This window comes from Pseudomonas sp. JBR1, assembly GCF_028198185.1.
GTDB classification, from domain to species: Bacteria; Pseudomonadota; Gammaproteobacteria; order Pseudomonadales; family Pseudomonadaceae; genus Chryseomonas; species Chryseomonas oryzihabitans_E.
In genome coordinates this window covers 1,620,716-1,642,314 of sequence record NZ_CP116340.1, presented here as the reverse complement: position 1 = coordinate 1,642,314, position 21,599 = coordinate 1,620,716, and the positions used below count along the sequence as shown (strand labels likewise).

At 66.6% G+C, this 21,599-nt stretch carries 22 protein-coding genes; 11 read left to right on the top strand and 11 right to left on the bottom strand.

The window, feature by feature from the left end; translation table 11 throughout:
• Positions 1-3: 3 nt before the first annotated feature.
• The 4 genes from PJ259_RS07600 to PJ259_RS07585 are packed head-to-tail and all read left to right on the top strand — an operon-like array spanning position 4 to position 4,212.
• Positions 4-1,461, top strand: coding sequence for an ABC transporter permease (locus PJ259_RS07600; protein ID WP_271655335.1), 1,458 nt, complete (start codon positions 4-6; stop codon positions 1,459-1,461).
• On the top strand, positions 1,458-3,110 hold the full coding sequence (locus PJ259_RS07595) for an ABC transporter ATP-binding protein (RefSeq protein ID WP_271655334.1): 1,653 nt from the start codon (positions 1,458-1,460) through the stop codon (positions 3,108-3,110). The genes PJ259_RS07600 and PJ259_RS07595 overlap by 4 nt, the downstream gene beginning before the upstream one ends.
• Entirely contained in the window at positions 3,107-3,643 is a 537-nt protein-coding gene (locus PJ259_RS07590; RefSeq protein WP_271655333.1) for a GNAT family N-acetyltransferase, read from the top strand. Before PJ259_RS07595 ends, PJ259_RS07590 begins: the two co-directional genes overlap by 4 nt.
• Entirely contained in the window at positions 3,640-4,212 is a 573-nt protein-coding gene (locus PJ259_RS07585) for a GNAT family N-acetyltransferase (protein WP_271655332.1), read from the top strand. Before PJ259_RS07590 ends, PJ259_RS07585 begins: the two co-directional genes overlap by 4 nt.
• Before the next feature lie 39 nt (positions 4,213-4,251).
• Here the strand turns inward: PJ259_RS07585 and PJ259_RS07580 are convergent, their stop codons facing one another.
• The 11 genes from PJ259_RS07580 to PJ259_RS07530 form a co-directional block, all read right to left on the bottom strand.
• Complete coding sequence (locus tag PJ259_RS07580; RefSeq protein WP_271655331.1) at positions 4,252-5,463, bottom strand: nitrate/nitrite transporter; 1,212 nt, start codon at positions 5,461-5,463, stop codon at positions 4,252-4,254.
• A gap of 366 nt (positions 5,464-5,829) precedes the next feature.
• Complete coding sequence (locus PJ259_RS07575) at positions 5,830-6,345, bottom strand: DUF4142 domain-containing protein (RefSeq protein ID WP_271655330.1); 516 nt, start codon at positions 6,343-6,345, stop codon at positions 5,830-5,832.
• A gap of 123 nt (positions 6,346-6,468) precedes the next feature.
• A complete protein-coding gene (locus PJ259_RS07570; protein ID WP_271655329.1) occupies positions 6,469-7,224 on the bottom strand; it encodes a hypothetical protein in 756 nt (251 codons plus the stop codon).
• Positions 7,224-7,418 (bottom strand): hypothetical protein, encoded by a 195-nt coding sequence (locus tag PJ259_RS07565; protein WP_017642174.1) that lies wholly within the window; start codon positions 7,416-7,418, stop codon positions 7,224-7,226. The genes PJ259_RS07570 and PJ259_RS07565 overlap by 1 nt, the downstream gene beginning before the upstream one ends.
• A gap of 94 nt (positions 7,419-7,512) precedes the next feature.
• Positions 7,513-8,754 (bottom strand): alanine transaminase, encoded by a 1,242-nt coding sequence (gene alaC, locus PJ259_RS07560; RefSeq protein ID WP_059315441.1) that lies wholly within the window; start codon positions 8,752-8,754, stop codon positions 7,513-7,515.
• A 150-nt stretch (positions 8,755-8,904) separates the two neighbouring features.
• Positions 8,905-9,228: a TM2 domain-containing protein gene (locus PJ259_RS07555; RefSeq protein WP_271655328.1), complete on the bottom strand. Its 324-nt coding sequence runs from the start codon at positions 9,226-9,228 to the stop codon at positions 8,905-8,907.
• 98 nt (positions 9,229-9,326) lie between these two features.
• Positions 9,327-9,899 (bottom strand): ANTAR domain-containing response regulator, encoded by a 573-nt coding sequence (locus PJ259_RS07550; RefSeq protein ID WP_059315440.1) that lies wholly within the window; start codon positions 9,897-9,899, stop codon positions 9,327-9,329.
• A gap of 11 nt (positions 9,900-9,910) precedes the next feature.
• Positions 9,911-11,107: a CmpA/NrtA family ABC transporter substrate-binding protein gene (locus PJ259_RS07545; RefSeq protein WP_271655327.1), complete on the bottom strand. Its 1,197-nt coding sequence runs from the start codon at positions 11,105-11,107 to the stop codon at positions 9,911-9,913.
• A 244-nt stretch (positions 11,108-11,351) separates the two neighbouring features.
• Entirely contained in the window at positions 11,352-13,733 is a 2,382-nt protein-coding gene (locus PJ259_RS07540) for a penicillin acylase family protein (RefSeq protein ID WP_271655326.1), read from the bottom strand.
• Positions 13,734-13,859: 126 nt separating this feature from the next.
• Positions 13,860-14,639, bottom strand: a complete 780-nt coding sequence (locus PJ259_RS07535; RefSeq protein ID WP_271655325.1) for a hypothetical protein — start codon at positions 14,637-14,639, stop codon at positions 13,860-13,862.
• 42 nt (positions 14,640-14,681) lie between these two features.
• Positions 14,682-15,650: an alpha/beta hydrolase gene (locus PJ259_RS07530; RefSeq protein WP_271655324.1), complete on the bottom strand. Its 969-nt coding sequence runs from the start codon at positions 15,648-15,650 to the stop codon at positions 14,682-14,684.
• Between the two features lie 134 nt (positions 15,651-15,784).
• Between PJ259_RS07530 and aroC the strand changes: the two genes are divergently transcribed.
• The 7 genes from aroC (at position 15,785) to speE (ending at position 21,505) form a co-directional block, all read left to right on the top strand.
• Entirely contained in the window at positions 15,785-16,876 is a 1,092-nt protein-coding gene (aroC, locus tag PJ259_RS07525; RefSeq protein WP_271655323.1) for a chorismate synthase, read from the top strand.
• A 157-nt stretch (positions 16,877-17,033) separates the two neighbouring features.
• Positions 17,034-18,197, top strand: coding sequence for an MFS transporter (locus PJ259_RS07520; RefSeq protein ID WP_271655322.1), 1,164 nt, complete (start codon positions 17,034-17,036; stop codon positions 18,195-18,197).
• Between the two features lie 196 nt (positions 18,198-18,393).
• Positions 18,394-19,008 carry a methylthioribulose 1-phosphate dehydratase gene (locus PJ259_RS07515; RefSeq protein WP_059315433.1) on the top strand — a complete coding sequence of 205 codons (615 nt, stop codon included), beginning with the start codon at positions 18,394-18,396 and terminating at the stop codon, positions 19,006-19,008.
• Positions 19,005-19,556, top strand: a complete 552-nt coding sequence (locus PJ259_RS07510; protein ID WP_271655321.1) for a 1,2-dihydroxy-3-keto-5-methylthiopentene dioxygenase — start codon at positions 19,005-19,007, stop codon at positions 19,554-19,556. Before PJ259_RS07515 ends, PJ259_RS07510 begins: the two co-directional genes overlap by 4 nt.
• A complete protein-coding gene (mtnC, locus tag PJ259_RS07505; protein WP_271655320.1) occupies positions 19,553-20,239 on the top strand; it encodes an acireductone synthase in 687 nt (228 codons plus the stop codon). The genes PJ259_RS07510 and mtnC overlap by 4 nt, the downstream gene beginning before the upstream one ends.
• Before the next feature lie 105 nt (positions 20,240-20,344).
• On the top strand, positions 20,345-20,557 hold the full coding sequence (locus PJ259_RS07500) for a PLD nuclease N-terminal domain-containing protein (RefSeq protein ID WP_420480519.1): 213 nt from the start codon (positions 20,345-20,347) through the stop codon (positions 20,555-20,557).
• A 96-nt stretch (positions 20,558-20,653) separates the two neighbouring features.
• Positions 20,654-21,505 carry a polyamine aminopropyltransferase gene (gene speE / locus PJ259_RS07495; protein WP_271655319.1) on the top strand — a complete coding sequence of 284 codons (852 nt, stop codon included), beginning with the start codon at positions 20,654-20,656 and terminating at the stop codon, positions 21,503-21,505.
• Positions 21,506-21,599 lie beyond the last annotated feature (94 nt).

The following is a 21,599-nucleotide window of genomic DNA, read 5'->3' as shown; positions in this document are numbered from 1 at the left end:
GCCATGCCGAAATTCGTCTTGCTCTGGACCGATATCGCCCTCTACCTGCTGGTGGCCGGTAGCCTGTTTTACGCCTGGCGTGCCCGTCGTCGCCCGGCCCTGCGCGCCAGTTGGCGACGGGTGCTGCAGGACGCGCCAGCGATGAGCGCGGCCGTGGTGCTGGCCAGCTTCGTCGCCATCGCCCTGCTGGATTCCGTGCACTACCGTCCGCAACTGCCGGCCGCGCCTGGCGCAACGGCGCCTATCTATTCACCCACGGTGCTCTCGGCCCTCGACGGCCTGCTGGCCGGGACCAGTCTCACCCAGCGCGAGAAAACCTACTCCGCACCGCTGGCCACCCACCAGTTCTCCAAGGAGACCCTGGGCACCACCGCCGATGGCCAGCCGCTACGCGACTTTCCGCGTCTCAAGCATGCCGGTACGACCTTGGCCGATCCTGCTAGAGAGTGGCGCGGCGATGTGTTCCAGCGGTTGCTGGTGGGGCTTCTCGGCGGTCTGGCAGTGGCCTTGGTGGCCGCTGTGCTGGCGGCGGCGCGGTTGCGCGAGGCGGGCGGCCTGGGTGCGCGCTGCCTGCTGATCTTTCGCGGTCATACCACCACCCCCTGGCGCGCCATCCTGCTGGCCTGGCTGGGCGTCTGCCTGGTGGCCGGCAGCGTGACCGCCCTGGCCAGCGGCTATCACGTGCTGGGGACCGACAGCACCGGCAACGATGTCCTCTACCAGTCGCTCAAGAGCATCCGCACCGCCTTCGTGATCGGCAGTCTGACCACCCTGGCCATGCTGCCGCCGGCCATCGGTTTCGGCCTGGCCGCTGGCTACTTCAAGGGCCGGGTGGACGACATCATCACCTATCTCTACACCACCCTGACCTCCATCCCCGGGGTGCTGCTGGTGGCGGCCTGCGTGCTGATGATGCAGGTGTTCATCGACCGTCACCCGGAGCTGTTCGACACCGGCGCGGCGCGCGCCGACCTGCGGTTGTTCATGCTCTGCCTGATCCTCGGCCTCACCGGTTGGGCCGGGCTGTGCCGTCTGCTGCGCGCCGAGGCGCTCAAGCTGCGCGAGCTGGAATACGTCCAGGCGGCGCGCGCCTTTGGCGTCTCTCACTTCACCATCCTGCGCCGGCACCTGCTGCCCAATGTCTTCTACCTGGTGCTCATCACTCTGACCCTGGAGTTCTCCAGCCTGGTGCTCTACGAGGCGGTGCTGTCCTACCTGGGCATCGGCGTCGATCCGACCATGAATTCCTTCGGCTCCATGATCAATGACGCCCGCACCGAGATGTCCCGCAGCCCCATGATCTGGTGGAATCTGCTGAGCGCCTTCGCCTTCATGCTGACGCTGGTGCTGGCCGCCAATCTCTTCGCCGATGCCGTGCGCGACGCCTTCGATCCGCGCAGTCGCCGATTGAGGTCCGCCTGGCTCGGAAGAAGGCCTGGCCAGGGTGAGGTGCAGCCATGAACCCAGTGCTGGAAATTCGTGACCTGGAGATTCTGATCGAAGGCGAGGAGGGCACGCGCCAGGCGGTCAAGCAGCTGGGTCTGGCCATCGCCCGTGGCCAGACCTTTGCCCTGGTGGGCGAGTCCGGCAGCGGCAAGAGCGTCACGGCGCTCTCCCTGCTGCGGTTGCTGCCCCCCTCGCTGGGTATCACCCGCGGCGCGGCGCTGCTGGCCGGTACCGACCTGCATCGCCTCCCGGAGCGCCGCCTGCGCGAATTGCGCGGCGGGCGCATCGGCACCATCTTCCAGGAACCCGCCACCAGCCTGAATCCGGTGATGCGCATCGGCGAGCAGATCGAGGAAACCCTGCGCGCCCATACCCCGCTGCGCGGCGCTGCCGCGAGAGCCCGGGTGGTGGACTGGCTGCGCCGGGTCGGCATTCCCGAGCCGGAGCGGCGGATCGACGACTATCCCTTCCAATTCTCCGGTGGCCAGAAGCAGCGCATCATGATCGCCCTGGCGCTGGCGGCCGAGCCTAACCTGCTGATCGCCGACGAGCCCACCACGGCGCTGGACGTCACCGTCCAGGCGCAGATCCTGACCCTGCTGGCCGACATCCAGCGCGAGCTGGGCATGGCCATCCTGCTCATCACCCATGACCTGGCGGTGGTGCGCCAGGTGGCCCATCACGTGGCCCTGATGCGCCACGGCGAGATCGTCGAAAGCGCCCCGGCGGAGGACTTCTTCCAGGCGCCCCGGCATCCCTATGCCCGCGAGCTGTTCGCCGCCATCCCCACCTTCGCCAAACGCGGTCAGACCCTGGCGGGCACACCTCGGGCCTTGCCCGCGCGCGACCCAGGTGAGCGGCTGCTGGAGGTGCGCGACCTGGCCGTGCACTATCCCATCCGCCGCGGTGCCTGGGGCCGGACCCGCGACTGGGTCAAGGCGGTGGACGGCGTGACCTTCGATCTGCACGCCGGCGAGACCCTCGCATTGCTGGGCGAATCCGGCTGCGGCAAGACCACCACCGGCAAGGCCCTGCTGCGGCTGCTCGACGGCCCACGCATCCAAGGTAGCGCGCGCCTGGGCGGCGCAGACCTGCTCACCGCCGACAGACGTACCCTGCAACGGCTGCGCCGGCAGATCCAGATCGTCTTCCAGGATCCCTTCGCCTCCCTGGATCCGCGCATGCGCATCGGCGCCACCCTGGAGCAGGGGCTGCTGGCCCTGCGGCCGGAGCTGGACGCCAGCGAGCGCCAGCGCCGCGCCGCGGCCCTGGTGGAGCGGGTCGGCCTGCCCGGCGATACCCTGCAGCGTTTCCCCCACGAGTTTTCCGGCGGCCAGCGCCAGCGCATCGCCATCGCCCGGGCGCTGATCGTCGAACCTCAGGTACTGGTCTGCGACGAACCCACCTCGGCGCTGGACGTCTCGGTGCAGGCGCAGATCCTCGATCTCTTGCGCGAACTGCAGGCGGAGATGGGCCTGGCCTATCTCTTCATCACCCATAACTTCGGCGTGGTCGAGTACCTGGCCGATCGCATCGCGGTCATGGACGGCGGCCGTATCGTCGAACAGGGCAGCGCCGAGCAGGTGCTGCGCGCGCCCGCTCACGCCATGACCCAACGCTTGCTGGCCGCGGTGCCACGACTGGATTTCGGACCCACGCCATGAACTTTCCGCCCCGTATCGCCCTGGCCGACTTCGATCTGGTGTGGCCGCAACCGCGCCTGGCAGAGGCTTTCGCCGAGGCGCTGAACTGGAGCTATGCCGAGCATCGCCGCTTCCTCGGCTGGGCCCGGGAGCACACCACGGTCGCCCAGGCACGCGACAGCCTGCTCGCGGCCCGCGGCGCCTTCACCCTGGCCCAGGGCGAGAAGCGCTACTTCCTGGTGCGCGGTGACGAGGTGCTCGGCTGCCTGGGACTCACGCCGCTGGAGGGCGGCCGCCGCTACGAGATCGGCTACTGGACGCACAGCCGTCACGCGGGGCAGGGCCATATGACCGCGGCGCTGCGCCACTTCGTCGAAGGGCGCGGCGCCGCGGGGCTCTATCTCACCACCTCGGCGGCCAATGCCGCCAGCCAGCGGCTGGCCGAGCGGGTCGGCTTTCGCCGCATCCGGGTGCTGGAGAACGATCGTGAGGGACCCGAGGGCGGACGCTGCGCCACCTGGGTCTACGAATTGCCGCCGGAGACGAAGCGATGACCGCTCTGAGCATTCCGCTGCAGTATCCACCCCGCTTCACCGTGACCGAGGCGGTGGAACTGATCGATCTGACCCTGGCCGATCCCGCCGCGGTGGCCGACTACTATCGGCGCAATCGCCAGCATCTGGCGCAGTCGATGCCGCGGCGCTCCGACGCCTTCTACACCCAGGCCCAATGGCAAGGGCAGGTAGCGGCCTATCGGGCGGGCGGACCGGGCGTGAGCGAAGTGCGCCTGGTGCTGCGAGCGGGGCCATTGGTCATCGGCACGGTGAATTTCAGCCAGATCTTTCGCGGCGGCTTCCAGGCTTGCTTCCTGGGCTATGGCCTGGACGAGGCCTGGCAGGGGCGCGGCCTGATGCGCAATGCCGTACGGTTGGGCCGCGATTTCGTCATCGGCGAGTTGGGCCTCAATCGCATCATGGCCAACCATCTGCCGGACAACCTGCGCAGCGCTCATCTGCTCCAGAGCCTGGGCTTCGAACGCGAGGGCCTGGCCCGCCGTTATCTGCAAATCGACGGCGTCTGGCGGGACCATGTGCTGACCAGCTACGTTCGTCCCGCCCCTTGAAGGACGAAACCCGGCGAGGTTGATCCGCCGGGTCCTGGCTCAGACGCGTGCCGCCGTGACTGCGGCCGACCCCCAGGTGGTGCGCCAGCGGCGCTTGACGCTCAGCAGGCCGAACCAGGCGAGCACGCCCAAGCCGGCGAACAGCCAGAGACCGATCTGGTAGTCACCGGTGGCCTGCTTGATCGTGCCCAGGCCCGCGGTGAGGGCGAAGCCGCCGATGCCGCCCGCCATGCCGATCAATCCGGTCATGACGCCGATCTCCTTGCGAAAGCGCTGGGGTACCAGCTGGAACACCGCGCCGTTGCCGGCGCCCAGGCTGAGCATGGCGACCACGAACAGCGCCAGGGCGGCCATGGCGCTGGGCAGGTGGAAGCCCACGGCGGCGATGCAGATGGCCGCCACGGTGTACATGCCGAGCAGCGCACGGATACCACCGATGCGGTCGGCCAGGGCGCCGCCCAGAGGCCGCATCAGGCTGCCAGCGAAGACGCAGGCGGCGGTGTAGTAGCCGGCGATCACCGGCTCCAGGGCGTACTGGTCATGGAAGTAGCCGGGCAGGGTGCTGGCCAGACCCAGGAAGCCACCAAAGGTCACGCTGTAGAAGAACATGAACCACCAGCTGTCCTGGTCGCCCAGGGCACGGGCGTAGTCCGCCAGCTTCTTCGGGGCCGGGCGTTCCGGTGCGTTACGGGCGCAGAGCACGAAGACCACCAGGGTCAGGATCAACGGGATCAGCGCGAAGCCGAACACGTTGGTCCAGCCAAAGGCCTTGGCCAGCGCCGGGGCGAAGAGGGCGGCGAACACGGTGCCGGAATTGCCGGCGCCGGCGATGCCCAGGGCCTTGCCCTGGTGCTGCGGCGGATACCACTGGGAGGCCAGCGGCAGGGCTACGGCGAAGGAGGCCCCGGCGAAGCCGAGGAATAGGCCCAGCACCAGGGTTTGCTCATAGCTGTGCACGCCATGCTGCCAGGCCACCAGCAGCGCCAGGATCACCACCACCTGGCCGATGATGCCGGCGGTCTTCGGCGACAGTCGATCAGCGACGAAGCCCAGGATCAGGCGCAGGACCGCACCGGCGAGGATGGGCGTCGCCACCATCAGGCTGCGCTGCTGGGTGGTCAATTGCAGGTCAGTGGCGATCTGCACGGCCATGGGGCCGAGCACGTACCAGACCATGAAGCTCAGATCGAAGTAGAGGAAGGCGGCGAACAGGGTCGGCGCATGGCCGGCTTTCCAGAAACTGGGACTCATGGAGGCACCTCGGGCACGTCACGGGCATGAAAAAGGCGCCAGTCACCCTGACCCGTTGCCGGGAGGTGAACTGACGCCTTTGTCGATTGGGGTGACCGCCGTTGGCCACCGCTGCCCAGGTCTTTGCAAGAGCGACGCCAAGTCGTGCGAGCCCGGTAGTCACGGGCCTTGGCGGGATCCGGAATGGGTATCGGGGCAAGCCGGCGCCCAAGTATTGGGCGTAGCTACAAGAAGTCGCCCTCTATTGGCGCCCTGTGGAGGTGTACTTCATAAGGCACGCACACCATCGCGGCCATGGCCGCGATAGGCTCGAAAAAAAGGCCGTGGCGATCACTCGCCACGGCCTTTTCTATCGGGATAACGCTATTACTTGGCGTACTTGGTCTGCAGCGCCTTGGCTTCCTTCAGGTGGTGCTCCAGCGTCGGCAGGGTCTTCTCGGCGAAGGCCTTCAGCGCGGCGTCATCGCTGGTCTTGGCTTCATTGCGGAAGATCTCGATGGTCTGCTCGTGGGCGACGACCTGGTTGTTGGCGTAGGAGCGGTCGAAGGAGTCGTCACGCACCTGCAGGATCATGGCCTTGGCCTTGTCCATCAGCTCGGCGTCGGTGGAGACTTTCAGCTTCTTCTCCTGGGCCAGGCTCTTGAGCTGCTCGTTGGCCTTGGTGTGGTCGTCGATCATGCTCTGGGCGAAGGTCTTGATGTCCTGGGACTTGCTCTTTTCCAGGGCCAGCTTGCCTGCTTCGATCTCAGCGATGCCCTTGGCCGAGGCGTCGTCGACGAATTCGGCCGGAGACAGCTTGTCAGCGGCCTGGGCCAGACCGGCACCGGCAGCCAGCAGGATGGCGAGGGACAGGCTGGAGGCTTTCTTCAGCATGGGCGTCATGGACGTGCTCCTGATTTCTTAGGCAGTTAGGAAAGGGCGTCACCGCGTGGCAGTGAACGCGCCTGCAAAATGGGACCTGCCCAAAAAGTCATACGTTCCCTGCGAAAGCGTCGTCAAACCCTATCAATTGCGGCTGACACTTGAGCGAAACGCTTCATAGGCGTCGAAATCGAAGCGCGTCGCCGAGACGATCTGGCTCTGTTTCAGCGTCAGGTAGATGTCCTTGCCCTTGTCCGCATAATGGGTGGTGAAGGTCACCCAGAGTTTGTCCTTGTCGCGGTAGCCGCTCATGATCGGCTTGATGCAGACGTCCTGGTCGGCCCCTTCCGTTTCGCTCGGCTCGCCCAGGGTGGTGATGCGACCGACGTACACCTTGCGCTCTTCCAGGGTCAGCATCAGCGTCTCCCGGTTGATCGAGGCGGTCATCAGCAGATCGTCCAGCGGACTGTCCTTGAGGATGCCGGCCAGGATAAAGGTGCGGTAATTGTCCTCGGTCAGGCCGTACTTGCGCTTGATGGTCGAGCGAGCCAGTGCTGCCCAGGCCGTGGGGATCAGCAAGGCGGTCACCGTCACCAGCAGGATCCAGGCGGCCTGCAGCGGATCGTCCAGGGTACCGGTACGGCGCAACAACTCGGCGAGACCGGCGAAATAGTCGAAGGAAAAGGTCCGATCACCCCATGACCAGCTGCGCCCCTGCAGCAATTGGGCGAGGCCCAGGTGCAGGCTCACGGCGAGCAGGGTGCAGAACAGACCGAAGCGGGCGCTCTGCAGATAGAGGTACTGGCCCTCGTAGCGATGCAGGCGATAGAAGTACAGTGGATGCTTGTGGCAGACGAGAAAACCGCTGACCAGGATCGGCAGGAGCAGCAGCAGGAACATCAGCGGTTGATGAGCCGCCGGGCGCGGTCCAGGTCTTCCTTGAATTCGGGGGAGTCGAAGACCTCCGCTGGGTCGATGCGCAGGGTGCCGCGGCCGACCACGCGCATGGACTTGTAGGAGTTGTTGATGCTCGCGGCCAGCTTGAGGTCGTCCGCGGAGGGCGATTTGAGCAGGTTGAACAGGCCTTTCAGCATGACGATATCCCGAGGGTGCACTAGGCGCTTATAGCTTGGAACACCAGAACCGGCAAGGATTCGCCGCGCCACCGGTCGACGGCGCGGCGAGGACTCAGGCCGGTTCGACCCCCGTTTTACGCGAGGCAACCTTGGGCAGCAGGCCATCGGCGCGGAACATCTGCTTGATGCCGCGCACCGCCTGGCGGATGCGGTCCTGGTTCTCGATCAGCGCGAAGCGCACGTGGTCGTCGCCGTAGTCCCCGAAGCCCAGACCTGGCGAGACGCAGACCTTGGCCTCGGCGAGCAGCTTCTTGGCGAACTCCAGCGAGCCCAGCTGGGCGTAGGGCTCGGGAATCTTGGCCCAGACGTACATGGAGGCCTTAGGGATCTCCACCATCCAGCCGGCTTCGTGCAGGCCACGCACCAGCACGTCACGACGCTGCTGGTACTGCTGGGCGATGTCGCGCACGCACTGCTGGTCGCCTTCCAGGGCGGCGATGGCCGCCACCTGCAGTGGGGTGAAGGTGCCATAGTCGTGGTAGCTCTTGATCCGCGCCAGGGCGGCGACCAGCTCGGGATTGCCGACCATGAAGCCGATCCGCCAGCCGGCCATGTTGTAGCTCTTGGACAAGGTGAAGAATTCCACCGCGATGTCCTTGGCCCCGGGCACCTGCATGATGGAGGGCGCCTGCCAGCCGTCGAAGACGATGTCGGCATAGGCCAGGTCATGCACCACCAGCACGTTGTAGCGCTTGGCCAACTCCACCACGCGCTCGAAGAAGTCCAGCTCCACGCATTGGGCGGTGGGGTTGGAGGGGAAACCGAGAATCATCATCTTCGGCTTGGGAATGCTCTCGCGAATGGCTCTTTCCAGTTCGGCGAAGAAGTCCATGCCCTGCACCAGGGGCACCGAGCGCACCTGTGCCCCGGCGATCACCGCGCCATAGATGTGGATCGGGTAGCTGGGGTTGGGCACCAGTACGGTGTCGCCGGCATCCAGGGTCGCCAGCATCAGGTGCGCCAGACCTTCCTTGGAGCCGATGGTGACGATGGCTTCGCTGTCGGCATCTATCTCCACTTGGTAGCGGTCGCGGTACCAGTGGGAGATGGCGCGGCGCAGGCGGGGAATGCCCTTGGAGCTGGAATAGCCGTGGGTGTCTTCGCGCTGGGCGACCTGGCAGAGCTTCTCGACGATGTGCGGCGGGGTAGGGCCGTCGGGATTGCCCATGGACAGGTCGATGATGTCCTCACCCCGACGGCGCGCGGCCATCTTGAGTTCGGCGGTGATGTTGAAGACGTAGGGGGGCAGGCGATCGATGCGCGCAAAGCGGCGCACGGGACTGGAATCAGTCATGCGTTCCTCGAAGTACGTAAGCGCCCGGAACCGTCCGAGCGACGTGGGTCACAGGAGGTGACCTGCAGCGGACAGTAGCCGCAGGCCGCTGCGCTTGTCGAGGAAAAAATCAGCGGGGTGCTGTCGGGTGGCGAAGCGCCCCGGAACGGCTCAGAGCGCGTTGCTCGTCTGCAGCGCCGCCACTTCCAGCCGCGCCTGCTGGCGTGCCTTGTCCTGATGCTGCTGGATCATGCCAGGGATGAGGAAGGCGTCGATCAGGCACCAGATACCCAGGATGATCCAGGGGATGAAGAAGGTAACCCAGCCGAGCAGCGAGAGCACCAGCATAATGGCGGCGGTGCCGGTGCGGCCGAGGTAAAAGCGATGACCGCCGAGCATGCCGAGAAAGAACCAGATCAGGTAGGCGGCGCCGGTGGATTTGCGCGCATTGGCGACCTTTTGTTCGACCAGCATTTCAGCTTGCAGCGAGCTCATGACAGAAGTCCTTTTCGAGCGTGGATATCCAGGGGGCGCGGATATTGCCACACAAATCGGTGCCAGACTATTTCCAGAGTTCTGCCCCTGGCGCCGGTTCAGCCCAGCAATTCGCTCATGGCGATGATCTGGTCGGCCACCTGGATCAGCTTCTGCTGCTTGCTCATGGCCTGGCGGCGCATCAGGGTATAGGCCTCGTCCTCGCTGCAGCCGCGCATCTTCATCAGCAGGCCCTTGGCCTGGTCGACCTTCTTGCGCTCCAGCAACTGCTGCTCGCGGGCCTGGAGTTCGGCGCGCAGCGCCTGGTCGGTCTCGAAGCGGGCGCGGGCGACGTCGATGATGGCCTGCAGGCGACTGGTCTGGATGCCCTCCACGATATAGGCGCTTACCCCGGACTGGATGGCCCGGCGCATCACCGCCGGGTCGTGTTCGTCGGTGAACATGACGATGGGGCGCGGCTGGTCGCGGGTCACCAGACAGACCTGTTCCATGACGTCGCGACCGGGTGACTGGGTGTCGAACAGGATGACGTCCGGCCGTAGCGTCTCGATGCGCGCCGGCAGGTCGATGGTCAGGCCGGATTCCTCGATGACCTCGAAACCGGCTTCGATCAGCGCGCTCTTCAGGCGGCCGACCTGCTTTGGGGTGTCGTCGATGAGCAGAATGCGCAAGGTCGTTCTCCCTAGTGATCGCTGAGCGCGTGGATGGCGAAGCTGCGGGCGTAACCGGCTGGATCGCTGCCGTCCCAGGTGCGACCGTCGAACAGGGTGCTGCTGCGCCGGGGCGGCGGTACCGCCAGACCGAACTCGGTGGCAGCCTCGCGGTACAGCTCGGTGCATTGCACGGCCTCGGCGATGGCCAAGTAGTCCGGGTCCTCGCGCAGCAGGCCCCAGCGGCGGAACTGGGTGAGAAACCAGAGGCCGTCGGAGAGATAGGGCGGGTTGACCGCGCCCTGGCGATGGAAGGCCAGGGGATGTTCGTCCTCCCAGCGGCGGTCGAGGCCATCTTCGTAGTGGCCGAGGAAGCGTCCGGCCAGCAACGCCGGATCGGCGTTCACGTAGGCGGCATCGCTGATCAGCTGGGCGGTGCCGAGGCGGTTCTCACGACTTTCCTCGATGAAGCGGCTGGCATCGAGCAGGGTGCGGATCAGCGCCCGGGCCGTATTGGGATAGCGCTCGGCGAAGCGGCCGGTGCAGGCCAGCACCTTTTCCGGGTGGTCCGGCCAGATCGCCTGGGTGGTGGTCAAGGTGAAACCCTGGCCGCGTGCGACGGCGGCGGCGCCCCAGGGCTCGCCGACGCAGAAGCCATCGACCCGGCCGGCGGCCAGGTGCTCGGGCATCTGCGGTGGCGGCACCAACGCGGTGCGCACGTCCCGTAGCGGATGAATGCCCTGGGCAGCCAGCCAGTAGTAGAGCCAGAAAATGTGGGTTCCGGTGGGAAAGGTGTGCGCCAGGGTCAGGGGGCTGGTGCCCGGCTGGCGGATCCGCTCGACCAGCGAGGCCGTGTCCTGAACCCCTTCCCGGGTCAGGCTGCGCGCCAGGTTGAGGCTCTGGCCATTCTGCGCGAGACCCATCAGCACCGCCATGTTGGTGGCGGGAGTGCCGCCCAGCCCAAGGTGCATACCATAGACCAGGCCATAGAGGCAGTGGGCGGCGTCGAGGTGGCCGTTGAGCAGGTTGTCGCGCAGGGCCGACCAGGATGGCTGGCGGTGCAGGTTCAGGGTCAGGCCGTGTGGCTCGCCAAAGCCCTGGGTCGCCGCCACGATTAGCGAGGCGGCGTCGCTCAGCGGGAGAAAGCCCAGATTGAGCTCGGGCTTTTCCGGGGCATCCGAACCCGCGACCCAGAGATGCGCGGCGTGAGGAGGAAACTGGGCAGGCATGGTGTCTCCGGCAGCTGACGGACGCCAGGGCACCTTTCTGTGCACCGCTATGGACGTCTCGACTAGGGCCTGCACCATTGTGGTGACAGGCACGGCACCATCACCGGGCGCTTCCATTGCCAGGCACCTGCGGGACCGCGCCTCTGCAGCGGTCCGCGGCGCGGTGGAAGGAAGCGACGCCGGCTGAGGTCTGCCAGGGAAGGGGCAAAACCCGCGCCAAGTCGCGGGTTGCCGGTGGAGAAGTCTACTTCTGCGGAATCAACAGCAGGCGGTCGCGCCCATAGACGCGCTCCAGATTCTGCGGCTGTAGCGGCAGGCTCTGGTACTGCCCGCGGGCCCACCCCTTGCCCAGGGTGCCGGCCTGACTCGCCTGCAGGGGTTCGGCCAGGCCGAAGTCCACCACTAGGCGAAGTGCGGGTGCCAGCCAGACCTGATCGTTACCGCCCCAATGGCTGGCGGTCAGGTCCAGGGTCGAGCCGTCACCACCGCTCGCATTGCCGTCTAGACGATGCAGGCGGCCCCACTGCCAGGCGGCGCGATCGCTGCCCAGTTTGGCCTCGCAGGTCGCGATGGCTCTGGCCAGGGCGCGGGCGAAGATCGCCGGCTTGTCTTCGCGAGTGGGCGTGCTGACGTCATCCCAATAGGGGCTGTCGTCGCGGGCCAGGAGGTGATCGACGATGGCGTTGTAGCCGGTGTCGCTAAGGGTGGTGAAGGCCTGCCAGGCCTTGCTCCTGGTGCCACCCAGTTCATCGGCGAAGGTCTGTTCGGCCAAAACCTGCAAGAAGGCCTCGTAGAGCGCCGCATCGGCGGAGCCGGCGGCCAGGCGACCGTCGAAGCCCTGCAGACGCCGCAGGGCTTCTTCCGCCGCCTGGCGCTGGGCAGCGGGTAGCGCCGCGATGGCCTGGCGCAGCGGGGCGGCGAAGCCGGGGGCATCGAGCTGCGTCTTCAGCTTGGCGGCGAGGGTGGTGGTCTGGTCCTGCTGTAGCGCCATGGCGTCGCGGCTGTCCAGGCGCGCCGAGCGCCCGGCCAGTTGCGCCAGGCGCTCCTGGCGCTCGGGGCCCGACCAGTTGCTGGACAGCTGCATGCCGTAGCCGCGCGGCACCACACGCTGGTTGGCGGCGCCCAGCCAGCCCTGGGCCGGGTCCTGATCATAGGGGTGCAGCATGGGATCGGCGTAGCCGTCCCAGGCGTAACGCTCGTCCCAGCCGGGCGAGGGCAGCAGCCCCAGGCCGCTGCGGCGATTGGGGTAGCGCCCGGTCACCTGCCAGCCGATGTGCTCGGCATCGGCGAACACCAGGTTCCAGTCACTGGCGCGCAGCTCGCGGGCCAGTTCGAAGGCGCGCTCCACGTCCTTGGCGCGGGACAGGTCGAAGAGGGCGTCCAGGCTCTTGTCGGCTTCCAGACGGCTGCTACGCAAGGCCAGGCCATAGCCGTTGGCGTCCGGCGCCAGCTCCAGATTCAGCAGGGGGCCACGCGGGCTGGTGTAAAGGGTTTCGCGACGCGGTTTCTCGCCGCGCACGAAGAAGGTTTCCACCCGTTCGCCGGCGGGTTGCCACTGGCCGCCGCTCTGCACCTGCAGGCGACCGCCCTGGCGTTGCAGGCGCTCGAGGTAGAGGTCCTGGCTGTCGCCCATCAGGGTCGCGGCGCCCCAGGCCAGCTTGCCGTTGTAGCCATCGAGCAGCAGCGGCAGGCCGGGCAGGGTGGTGCCCACGGCTTCGAAACGGGGCGCTCTCAGGGTCACCAGGGTGAAGGGCGACTGGCCATTGAAGGCGCTGACCTTGTCCACCCCGAGCAGGCTGCGGCCGCTGCGGGTGTGGCCCGGAGTGGCCGCCCAGGCGGTACCGGTCGGGCCACCGAAGGGCGCCAGTTGAGCCAGCTGGCGCTGGACGTCCAGCAGGGCGTCGAGGCCGGGCAACTGGCCCCGCAGATTCAAGCCACGCAGCTTGGCCGTCTCCTCCTCGGGAAGGGGTTCGTCCGGATAGGTGGGCAGCAGCCAGGCGAGGCGCTCGGGGCCGACCTGGGCGGCCAGTGCCAGCGCGGCGGTCTCCTTGCGCAGGTCCACTGCCTGGGCGAAGTTCAGCAGTTCGAAGAGCAGGGCACTGTCTTCCGGCTTCCAGTACTCGGTGCGGTACTCGTGGCCATCCAACTCGACTCGCTCGCTGGCGCGATAGAGGTAGGCATTGACGCCCCGGGCATAGACCTCGAAAAAGGTCTTCATACGCGGCGAGGCGTTGCTGTAAGCCACCTGGGCAGCCTTGCGCAGATCGACCGCGCGCATGAACCGGTCGGTATCCAGCCGGCTGTCACCATAGGCTTCGGCCAGTCGGCCCTGGGCCAGCAGGCGCAGCTCGACCATCTGCGCCAGGCGTTCGCTGGCGTGAACATAGCCGAGGGCGAAGAGGGCGTCGTGGAAGGTGGTGGTCTCGATCAACGGTTGGCCATCGGCGTTACGGCGCACCGAAGCGGTCTGCGCCAGGCCGCGCAGGGGCAGGCTGCCCTTGAGTTGCGGCTGATTGCGAGTCGGCTGCTCCTCGGCGAAGTACTGGCAACCGGCAAGGGCGGTCAACAGGCCGAGGGTAGCGAGGCGCAGAGGCGCGCGCCGGCGAAAGGAAAGAGGCGAGACCATGAACAGCGGGCACTCCGAGCGGATGGATGCGAACGGGTGGCTACGTTAGCAGGGTCCACGGGGGGAGCAAGCCTCTGGCGAGGGGTGGCGCCTGGGCGCTGCCGATAGGTCGTCCGGGCCTGCCACCTAGCGCAGGGCCATCCAGATCAGCAGCGCGGCCTGGAACAGGCAGAACACCGCCAGGCAGCCGATGGCGAAACGCAGCGAGATGTCATCGCGGCGATAGAGGGCGATGCGGTCCTCCAGCTGCCTCAGGCTAGCGTCACGCTCGTCGATCACCCGATCGCACTGTTCCAGCAGGGTGGCGCCGTCCAGCAGCGACAGCAGCTGCACCTTGTCGGCATTCCAGTCCTCGCGCAGCTGGCTGACCCGTGCCGCCCGGCAGAGCTGCTGGCGCTCGTCGTCCGCGGCCGTCTCGACGGTGAAGCCCTGGGCACTGAGCACGTGGTCGCGGCGCTTGCGGCTGTCTTCGTCGAGGGCGTCGCGGCGCGCCAGGGGCAGGTCCTGTACCCGGTAGTGGTTCCAGCGCAGGCGCGCCCAGGCGGCCGCTCGGGCCAGCAGGAAGCGTCCCAGGCCGCGTTCTTCCGGTTCGACTTGCAGACCCCGCTCGGGGCCCAGGCGGATTTCGCCGAGGCGATGGTCGACCCAGACCTCCAGCACGTTGACCTCCCGGTGCAACAGTTGCCCGGGAATCTGCACCGTCAGCCGCAGCAGGCTTTCCTCCTCGCCATGGCGCTCGACGAGGCCGAGTTGCACGAAGCGCAGAGGGCGTGCACCGACTCGGCGATCCGCCGGCTGGGGCATCAGCCGCAGCAGCTGGAAACGCTCGGGCGGCAGGCTGGCCCAGGGATGGGGCTCATGGGGGGCAGCCTCGACGGCCGGCGATTCTTGGTCAGGGGTTTCCACGGGCAGGCTCCAGCTGGCGCGCCTCCTGGGCGCCTTTACGGCTTATCGGCCGGTGTGCGGGGAACCTGAGCGCTGGACAAAGGCGGCTACGCGCTCGATCAACTCGCGGGCCAGGGGCAGGTTGGGATTGTCGTAGGTGGGCAGTTGCGCCTGGAAGTCCGCTGGGGCGATGCGCAGCACGTGGTTCATCCCGGGAATGATCGCCAGTTCGGCATCCGGCTTGGCCCGGTGCAGCGCCCGGGCGTCATCGACCTCCACCTGGACATCGTGGGTGCCCTGGATGATCAGCGCCGGTGCCTGGATGCCGGCAAAGGCCTCGGCCGGATCCTGGCGGAACAGCGAGATCAGATAGGGTTGGACGCTGGGGCGGAACAGCACCAGCAGCTCCTTCGGCACCCCGGGTACCGGCGTGCCGCGCAGCAACTGGTCGATGATCCACTGGGCGCTGGCCAGGGCCGCGGGCGACAGCTTGCCCGCCAGCTGCTCGCGCAGCACCACGTCGATCGGGCGGCCGCTGCCGGCCAGGGTCACCACGCCCGCGACCGGCACCCGGTCGGCGGCCAAGCTGGCGATCAGGGCGCCTTCGCTGTGACCGAGCAGGATCACCTCGGAAAAGCGCGGATCGGCGCGCAGCAGCCGGATCCAGCCGACCAGATCGTCGACATAGCGCTCTACGCTCAAATGGCTCTCGTCCGGCTCGGCGCTGCGGCTCTCCGCCACGCCGCGCTTGTCGAAGCGCACGCTGGCGATCCGCCGCTTGCCGAGGGCCTCGGCCAGGCGCTGCAGGGCGGCATTGCGGGCGCCGGGGGCGTTGCCATTGCGGTCGAGGGGGCCCGAGCCGGAAACGAAGAGCACCACCGGTTGCGGACGCTCGCTGCGGGGCAGGATCAGGCTGCCCTTGAGCACGCCGCTGCCGGTGTCGAGCTGGAGGGGACGAAAGAGCACGGGGTCGGCGGCCTTGGCCAGGGCGGGCAGGGCGAGGCACAGCAGCAGGGAGAACAGCAGACGCATGACGAGGAGGGCACCGAAGGCTGGGGTGTGGGGGCCTATCCCGCACACAATCCGTGTAAAAGACCACGGCGCGTGTAAAATCGCCCATTCCCATTTTGAATCTATACCTTTCACCCGTAGCGCGGAGCCCTCGCATGTCCGGCAATACCCTCGGCACGCTGTTTACCGTCACCACCGCCGGCGAAAGCCATGGCCCGGCGCTGGTCGCCATCGTCGACGGTTGCCCACCCGGACTGCCCCTGGACACCGCCGACCTGCAGCGCGACCTGGATCGGCGCAAGCCCGGCACCAGCCGCCACACCACCCAGCGCCAGGAAGCGGACGAGGTGGAGATCCTGTCCGGGGTCTTCGAAGGGGTCACTACCGGCACGCCGATTGGTCTGCTGATCCGCAACACCGACCAGAAGTCCAAGGACTACTCGGCGATCAAGGACCTGTTCCGCCCGGCCCACGCCGATTACGCCTACCACCATAAATATGGCCTGCGCGACTACCGCGGCGGCGGTCGCAGCTCGGCGCGGGAAACCGCCATGCGTGTGGCGGCCGGTGCCATCGCCAAGAAGTACCTGGCGACCCAGGGCATCCGGGTGCGCGGCTACATGAGCCAGCTGGGTCCGATCGAGATCCCCTTCAAGACCTGGGATAGCGTGGAAGAGAACGCTTTCTTCAGCCCCGACCCCGCCAAGGTGCCGGAGCTGGAGGCCTACATGGATCAGCTGCGTCGCGACCAGGACTCGGTGGGTGCGCGCATCACCGTGGTCGCCGACGGCGTGCCACCCGGTCTGGGCGAGCCCATCTTCGACCGCCTCGACGCCGAACTGGCCTATGCGCTGATGAGCGTCAACGCGGTCAAGGGCGTGGAAATCGGCGCCGGCTTCGCCAGCGTCGCCCAACGCGGTACCGAGCACCGTGACGAGCTGACCCCGGAAGGCTTCCTGTCCAACAACGCCGGTGGCGTGCTGGGCGGCATCTCGTCCGGCCAGCCCATCGTTGCCCATCTGGCGCTCAAGCCCACCTCCAGTATCACCACCTCGGGACGCTCCATCGACGTCCACGGCAATCCGGTCGAACTCATCACCAAGGGTCGCCACGATCCCTGTGTGGGCATCCGCGCCACTCCCATCGCCGAAGCCATGATGGCCCTGGTGTTGATGGATCACCTCCTGCGCCATCGCGCGCAGAACGCCGAGGTGCGGGTCTCCACGCCCGTCCTGCCCCAGCTCTGAGCACCTGTTCATGATCAGCTGCGCGTCGGCCAAACGGCGTTGAAAATGCCTTCGGAATGCTCATTTACCTTTTGTAAACTCCGCTTCCTCAGGCATTTTCGCCTTGTTTGCCTCTAGCTCGCGAGATCCTGAACGCGCGCCAGGCACCGGGCAGACGATGCCGGTTCCCTATTGGCGACTGTCAGGCTTCTACTTCGCCTACTTCGCCTTGCTGGGTGCCACGGCGCCCTACCTGGGGCTGTACTTCCACCACCTGGGCTTTTCCGGCACCGCCATCGGCCAATTGGTGGCCATTCCCATGCTGATGCGGGTGCTGGCGCCCAATCTCTGGGGCTGGCTGGCCGATCGTACCGGGCGCCGGTTGAGCATCGTCCGCCTGGGCGCCGCCTGCACCCTGCTGTGTTTCTCCGGCATCTACCTGGGCCAGGGGTTCGCCTGGCTGGCGCTGATCATGGCGGGCCATGCCTTCTTCTGGCACGCCGTGCTGCCCCAGTTCGAAGCCATCACCCTGGCCCATCTGCGTGACCAGCCCCAGCGCTATGCGCGTATCCGCCTCTGGGGCTCGGTGGGTTTCATCGCCGCGGTGGCCGGACTCGGCTGGGCCTTCGAATACGTCAGCCTGGATCTCTATCCGGCCTATCTGCTGCTGGTGATGGCGATCATCCTGCTCGCCTCGCTGGCGGTGCCCGGGGTGGCGGTGGATCCCGGCCAGCGCCCAGAGGCGCCGGCCGAGCCCTTCCTGACCACCCTGCGGCAACCACGGGTACTGGCCTTCTTCGCTGCCGCGGCGCTGATGCAGCTGTCCCACGGGCCCTACTACACGGTCTTCACCCTGCACCTGGAAGCCCTTGGCTATGGCCGCGGCGTCATTGGCCAGCTCTGGTCCCTGGGGGTGATCACCGAGGTGCTGATCTTCCTGTTCATGCCCCAGCTGCTGGCGCGGATCGCCCTGACCACCCTGCTGGTCGGCGCCTTCCTGATCGCTGCCGGGCGCTGGCTGCTGCTGGGCGCCCTGGCGGACCAGTTGCCAGTGCTATTGTTCGCCCAGCTCCTGCATGCGGCCACCTTCGCCTGCTTCCACGCCGCCGCCATTCAGTTCGTCCAATCCCATTTCGACCGCCGCCGCCAGGGCCAGGCCCAATCGCTCTACGCGGCACTTTCCGGGGCTGGCGGCGCGCTGGGCGCGCTGTATGCTGGCTATGCCTGGCAGGTATCCGGCGCCCTTGCCGCCTTTGCCGGTGCCTCCTTGGCGGCATTGGCAGGGGCCTTCCTCATCCTCTTGTCCGTTAGGTCCAGTACGAAAAGTGCCTGCGCTCGGTGATGCTTCGTTGAAAAACACCTGGATCGCCAGCCCGGTCGCAATGCTCATTTACCTCTCGTAAACTCCGCTTCCTCAGCGTTTTGATTCGCTGGCGCTCACCCTCTGGGCCAGCCGTTGGCTGTTACTCCCGTTGGTCGTTGCGCCTCGCCTGACCGTCGCTCGGCGACTTTTCGTACAGAACCTAGGAGAACCCTCCATGATCCAGCAGCGTGAGCAACTGGCCCAGGAAATCATCGACGCCGGTCGCTTCCTCTATGGCCGCGGCTGGTCGCCGGCCACCAGTAGCAACTACTCGGTACGGCTGTCCGACAGCCGCCTGCTGCTGACCGTCTCCGGCAAGCACAAGGGTCAACTGGAGCTGGACGACATCCTCGCCACGGATCTCGACGGTACCCCGCTGGAGGACAAGAAGCCTTCCGCGGAGACGGCGCTGCATACCCAGCTCTACCGCTGGCAGCCGGAGATCGGCGCGGTGCTGCATACCCATTCGGTGAACTCGACGGTGCTCTCGCGCCAGCTCCAAGGCGATCGTCTGCTGCTGGATGGCTATGAGCTGCAAAAAGCCCTGCACGGCGTCACCACCCATGACGTCAGGGTGGAGATCCCGGTGTTCGATAACGACCAGGACATCCCGCGCCTGGCCGACCAGGTGCAGACCTGGCTGGACGTGCACCCCGACTGCGTGGGGTACCTGATCCGCGGACACGGCCTCTATACTTGGGGTCCGCGCATGGCCGATGCCTTGCGCCACGTGGAAGCCTTCGAATTCCTCTTCGAATGCGAACTCAAGACCCGGAGCCTGCGCCCATGAGCCGACTGACCGTCTACCATGATGCCGAACCCCGCCAGCCGCTGAAGGTGATCAGCGATGGCGAACACATCGCCGCCACCCTGGCCGAGGTCGGGGTGCGTTTCGAGCGCTGGCAGGCCAGCGCACCGGTGGCGCCCGGTGCCAGCCAGGAGGAGGTGATCGCCGCCTACCGGCCGGAGATCGACCGCCTGATCCAGGAGCGCGGCTACCAGACCGTCGACGTCATCAGCATGAGCCCGGAGCACCCGCAGAGGGAGGCATTGCGTGCCAAGTTCCTCGAAGAGCACCGTCACAACGAGGACGAGGTGCGCTTCTTCGTCGCCGGTCAGGGCCTCTTCACCCTGCACATCGACGACCAGGTCTATGCCGTACTCTGCGAGAAGGATGACCTCATCTCGGTGCCGGCCGGCACGCCGCATTGGTTCGACATGAGCGAGTCGCCGTCCTTCGTCGCCATCCGCCTGTTCGACAATCCCGACGGCTGGGTCGCCCACTTCACCGGCGTGGACATCGCCCAGCGCTTCCCGCGCCTGGAGGTCGAGGCGTGACCATCAAGGGCATCCTGACCGACATAGAAGGCACGACCAGCGCCGTCAGCTTCGTCTTCGACGTGCTCTTTCCCTATGCCCGCGAGCATCTGCCGGCCCATGTCCGTGCCCATGCCGGGGAGCCGGCAGTAGCCGAACAGCTCGACGCCGTGCGCGCCGAAGCCGGCGAGCTGGATGCCGATGTGGAGCGAGTGATCGTCATCCTGCTGGAGTGGCTCGCCAGCGACCGCAAGGCCACGCCGCTCAAGGCGCTGCAGGGCCAGGTGTGGGAGGAGGGCTATCGCGCTGGCACGCTCCAGGGGCACGTCTATCCCGACGCCGTCCAGGCCCTGCGCCAGTGGCACGCTGCCGGTATTCCACTGTACGTCTATTCCTCGGGCTCGGTGCAGGCGCAGAAGCTGATCTTCGGCTGCTCCGAGCATGGTGATCTCACTCCGCTGTTTTCCGGGTATTTCGATACCCTGACCGGCGGCAAGCGCGAGGCCGAGTCCTATGCGCGCATCGCTTCGGCTACCACCCACGTGCCGGCGGAACTGCTGTTCCTGTCCGACGTGGTGGAAGAGCTGGATGCCGCGCGGCAGGCCGGTCTGCCCACCTGTGGCCTGGTGCGTGCCGGCGGACAGCTGGGCGATCATCCTTGCGTTACGTCCTTCGCCGACATCGATCTCACCGCCTTCGGTTGAGGCTCACGGCCGGCGCCGCTGCCAAGCGAGCCGGCCGAACTCCACGCCCTCATCGCCAGTCCCAATTGACGAGACCTTTGTCCTCGCAACGGGAGTCGCGACATGATCAATTCCACCATCGGCGGTGTACTGGGCTTCATCGTCTTCCTGCTCGACATCTGGGCAATCGTCAATGTGATCCGCAGTGACAGCACCAGCAACGCCAAGATCGTCTGGACGGTGCTCATCATCGTACTGCCGGTGATCGGCCTGATCGCCTGGGCCGCCGCCGGTCCGCGCGGCAATCGATCGGCCACCGCGCCTACCCATAAAGGCTAGTCAGCGCAACGCTGGAGCCTGTCACATCCAGCTCTTACAATGCCCGGCTTTTGGTCGGGCATTGTCTGTCTCGGCCAGCTACCTGCGGAGATCGACATGAGCGACTACCTGGAAACCCTCTACGACGGCTACGGTCAGCGGTTCACCGTCCAGCGCCTGCTCCACGAGGTGCGGACCGAGCATCAGCACCTGGTGATCTTCGAGAACGCGGTGCTGGGCAAGGTCATGGCCCTGGATGGCGTCATCCAGACCACCGAGGCCGATGAATTCATCTATCACGAGATGCTGACCCAGGTGCCCCTGCTCGCCCATCCGGCCCCGCGGCGGGTGCTCATCATCGGCGGTGGTGACGGCGGCATCCTGCGTGAAGTGGCCAAGCATCAGGGCGTCGAGCACATCACCATGGTCGAGATCGACGGCTCGGTGGTGGAGATGTGCAAGGAATACTTCCCCGGCCATTCGGCGGGCGCCTTCGACGATCCGCGCCTGAATCTGGTGATCGACGATGGCATGAATTTCGTCGCCAACACCACCGAGCGCTATGACGTCATCATCTCCGATTCCACCGACCCCATCGGCCCGGCCGAGGTGCTCTTTTCCGAGAATTTCTATGAGGCCTGCCACCGCTGCCTGAACGACAACGGTGTGATGGTCGCGCAGAACGGTACCCCGTTCCTGCAGCTGGACGAGGTCAAGACCACCGCCAGCCGCCTGTCCGGGCTGTTCGCCGATTGGCACTTTTATCTGTCGGCGGTGCCTACCTACATAGGGGGCGTCATGACCCTGGCCTGGGGTAGCAAGGACCCGACCTTGCGTCGGCAGAGTGCCGAAACCCTGGCGCAACGCTACAGTGATACAGGCATCCAGACCCGTTATTACACCCCGGAGCTGCATGCCGCTGCCTTTGCTCTACCTCGATACGTGCTGGAGGCCATCGGCAAGGCGTAAGCCCTGGCGGTCGCGGCACCGTTCGAGTTCTCAGCCGCGACTCGCTGGCGTCGGTAGCGATGGCCAGCGAGACGATCATCCGAACCAGAGGAGG

What these genes read in the sequence shown, in the direction of transcription:
- PJ259_RS07600 (WP_271655335.1), top strand. Translation starts at nt 4, where the DNA reads ATGCCGAAATTCGTCTTGCTCTGGACCGATATCGCCCTCTACCTGCTG.
- PJ259_RS07595 (WP_271655334.1), top strand. Translation starts at nt 1,458, where the DNA reads ATGAACCCAGTGCTGGAAATTCGTGACCTGGAGATTCTGATCGAAGGC.
- PJ259_RS07590 (WP_271655333.1), top strand. Translation starts at nt 3,107, where the DNA reads ATGAACTTTCCGCCCCGTATCGCCCTGGCCGACTTCGATCTGGTGTGG.
- PJ259_RS07585 (WP_271655332.1), top strand. Translation starts at nt 3,640, where the DNA reads ATGACCGCTCTGAGCATTCCGCTGCAGTATCCACCCCGCTTCACCGTG.
- PJ259_RS07580 (WP_271655331.1), bottom strand. Translation starts at nt 5,463, where the DNA reads ATGAGTCCCAGTTTCTGGAAAGCCGGCCATGCGCCGACCCTGTTCGCC.
- PJ259_RS07575 (WP_271655330.1), bottom strand. Translation starts at nt 6,345, where the DNA reads ATGACGCCCATGCTGAAGAAAGCCTCCAGCCTGTCCCTCGCCATCCTG.
- PJ259_RS07570 (WP_271655329.1), bottom strand. Translation starts at nt 7,224, where the DNA reads ATGTTCCTGCTGCTGCTCCTGCCGATCCTGGTCAGCGGTTTTCTCGTC.
- PJ259_RS07565 (WP_017642174.1), bottom strand. Translation starts at nt 7,418, where the DNA reads ATGCTGAAAGGCCTGTTCAACCTGCTCAAATCGCCCTCCGCGGACGAC.
- alaC (WP_059315441.1), bottom strand. Translation starts at nt 8,754, where the DNA reads ATGACTGATTCCAGTCCCGTGCGCCGCTTTGCGCGCATCGATCGCCTG.
- PJ259_RS07555 (WP_271655328.1), bottom strand. Translation starts at nt 9,228, where the DNA reads ATGAGCTCGCTGCAAGCTGAAATGCTGGTCGAACAAAAGGTCGCCAAT.
- PJ259_RS07545 (WP_271655327.1), bottom strand. Translation starts at nt 11,107, where the DNA reads ATGCCTGCCCAGTTTCCTCCTCACGCCGCGCATCTCTGGGTCGCGGGT.
- PJ259_RS07540 (WP_271655326.1), bottom strand. Translation starts at nt 13,733, where the DNA reads ATGGTCTCGCCTCTTTCCTTTCGCCGGCGCGCGCCTCTGCGCCTCGCT.
- PJ259_RS07530 (WP_271655324.1), bottom strand. Translation starts at nt 15,650, where the DNA reads ATGCGTCTGCTGTTCTCCCTGCTGCTGTGCCTCGCCCTGCCCGCCCTG.
- aroC (WP_271655323.1), top strand. Translation starts at nt 15,785, where the DNA reads ATGTCCGGCAATACCCTCGGCACGCTGTTTACCGTCACCACCGCCGGC.
- PJ259_RS07520 (WP_271655322.1), top strand. Translation starts at nt 17,034, where the DNA reads ATGCCGGTTCCCTATTGGCGACTGTCAGGCTTCTACTTCGCCTACTTC.
- PJ259_RS07515 (WP_059315433.1), top strand. Translation starts at nt 18,394, where the DNA reads ATGATCCAGCAGCGTGAGCAACTGGCCCAGGAAATCATCGACGCCGGT.
- PJ259_RS07510 (WP_271655321.1), top strand. Translation starts at nt 19,005, where the DNA reads ATGAGCCGACTGACCGTCTACCATGATGCCGAACCCCGCCAGCCGCTG.
- speE (WP_271655319.1), top strand. Translation starts at nt 20,654, where the DNA reads ATGAGCGACTACCTGGAAACCCTCTACGACGGCTACGGTCAGCGGTTC.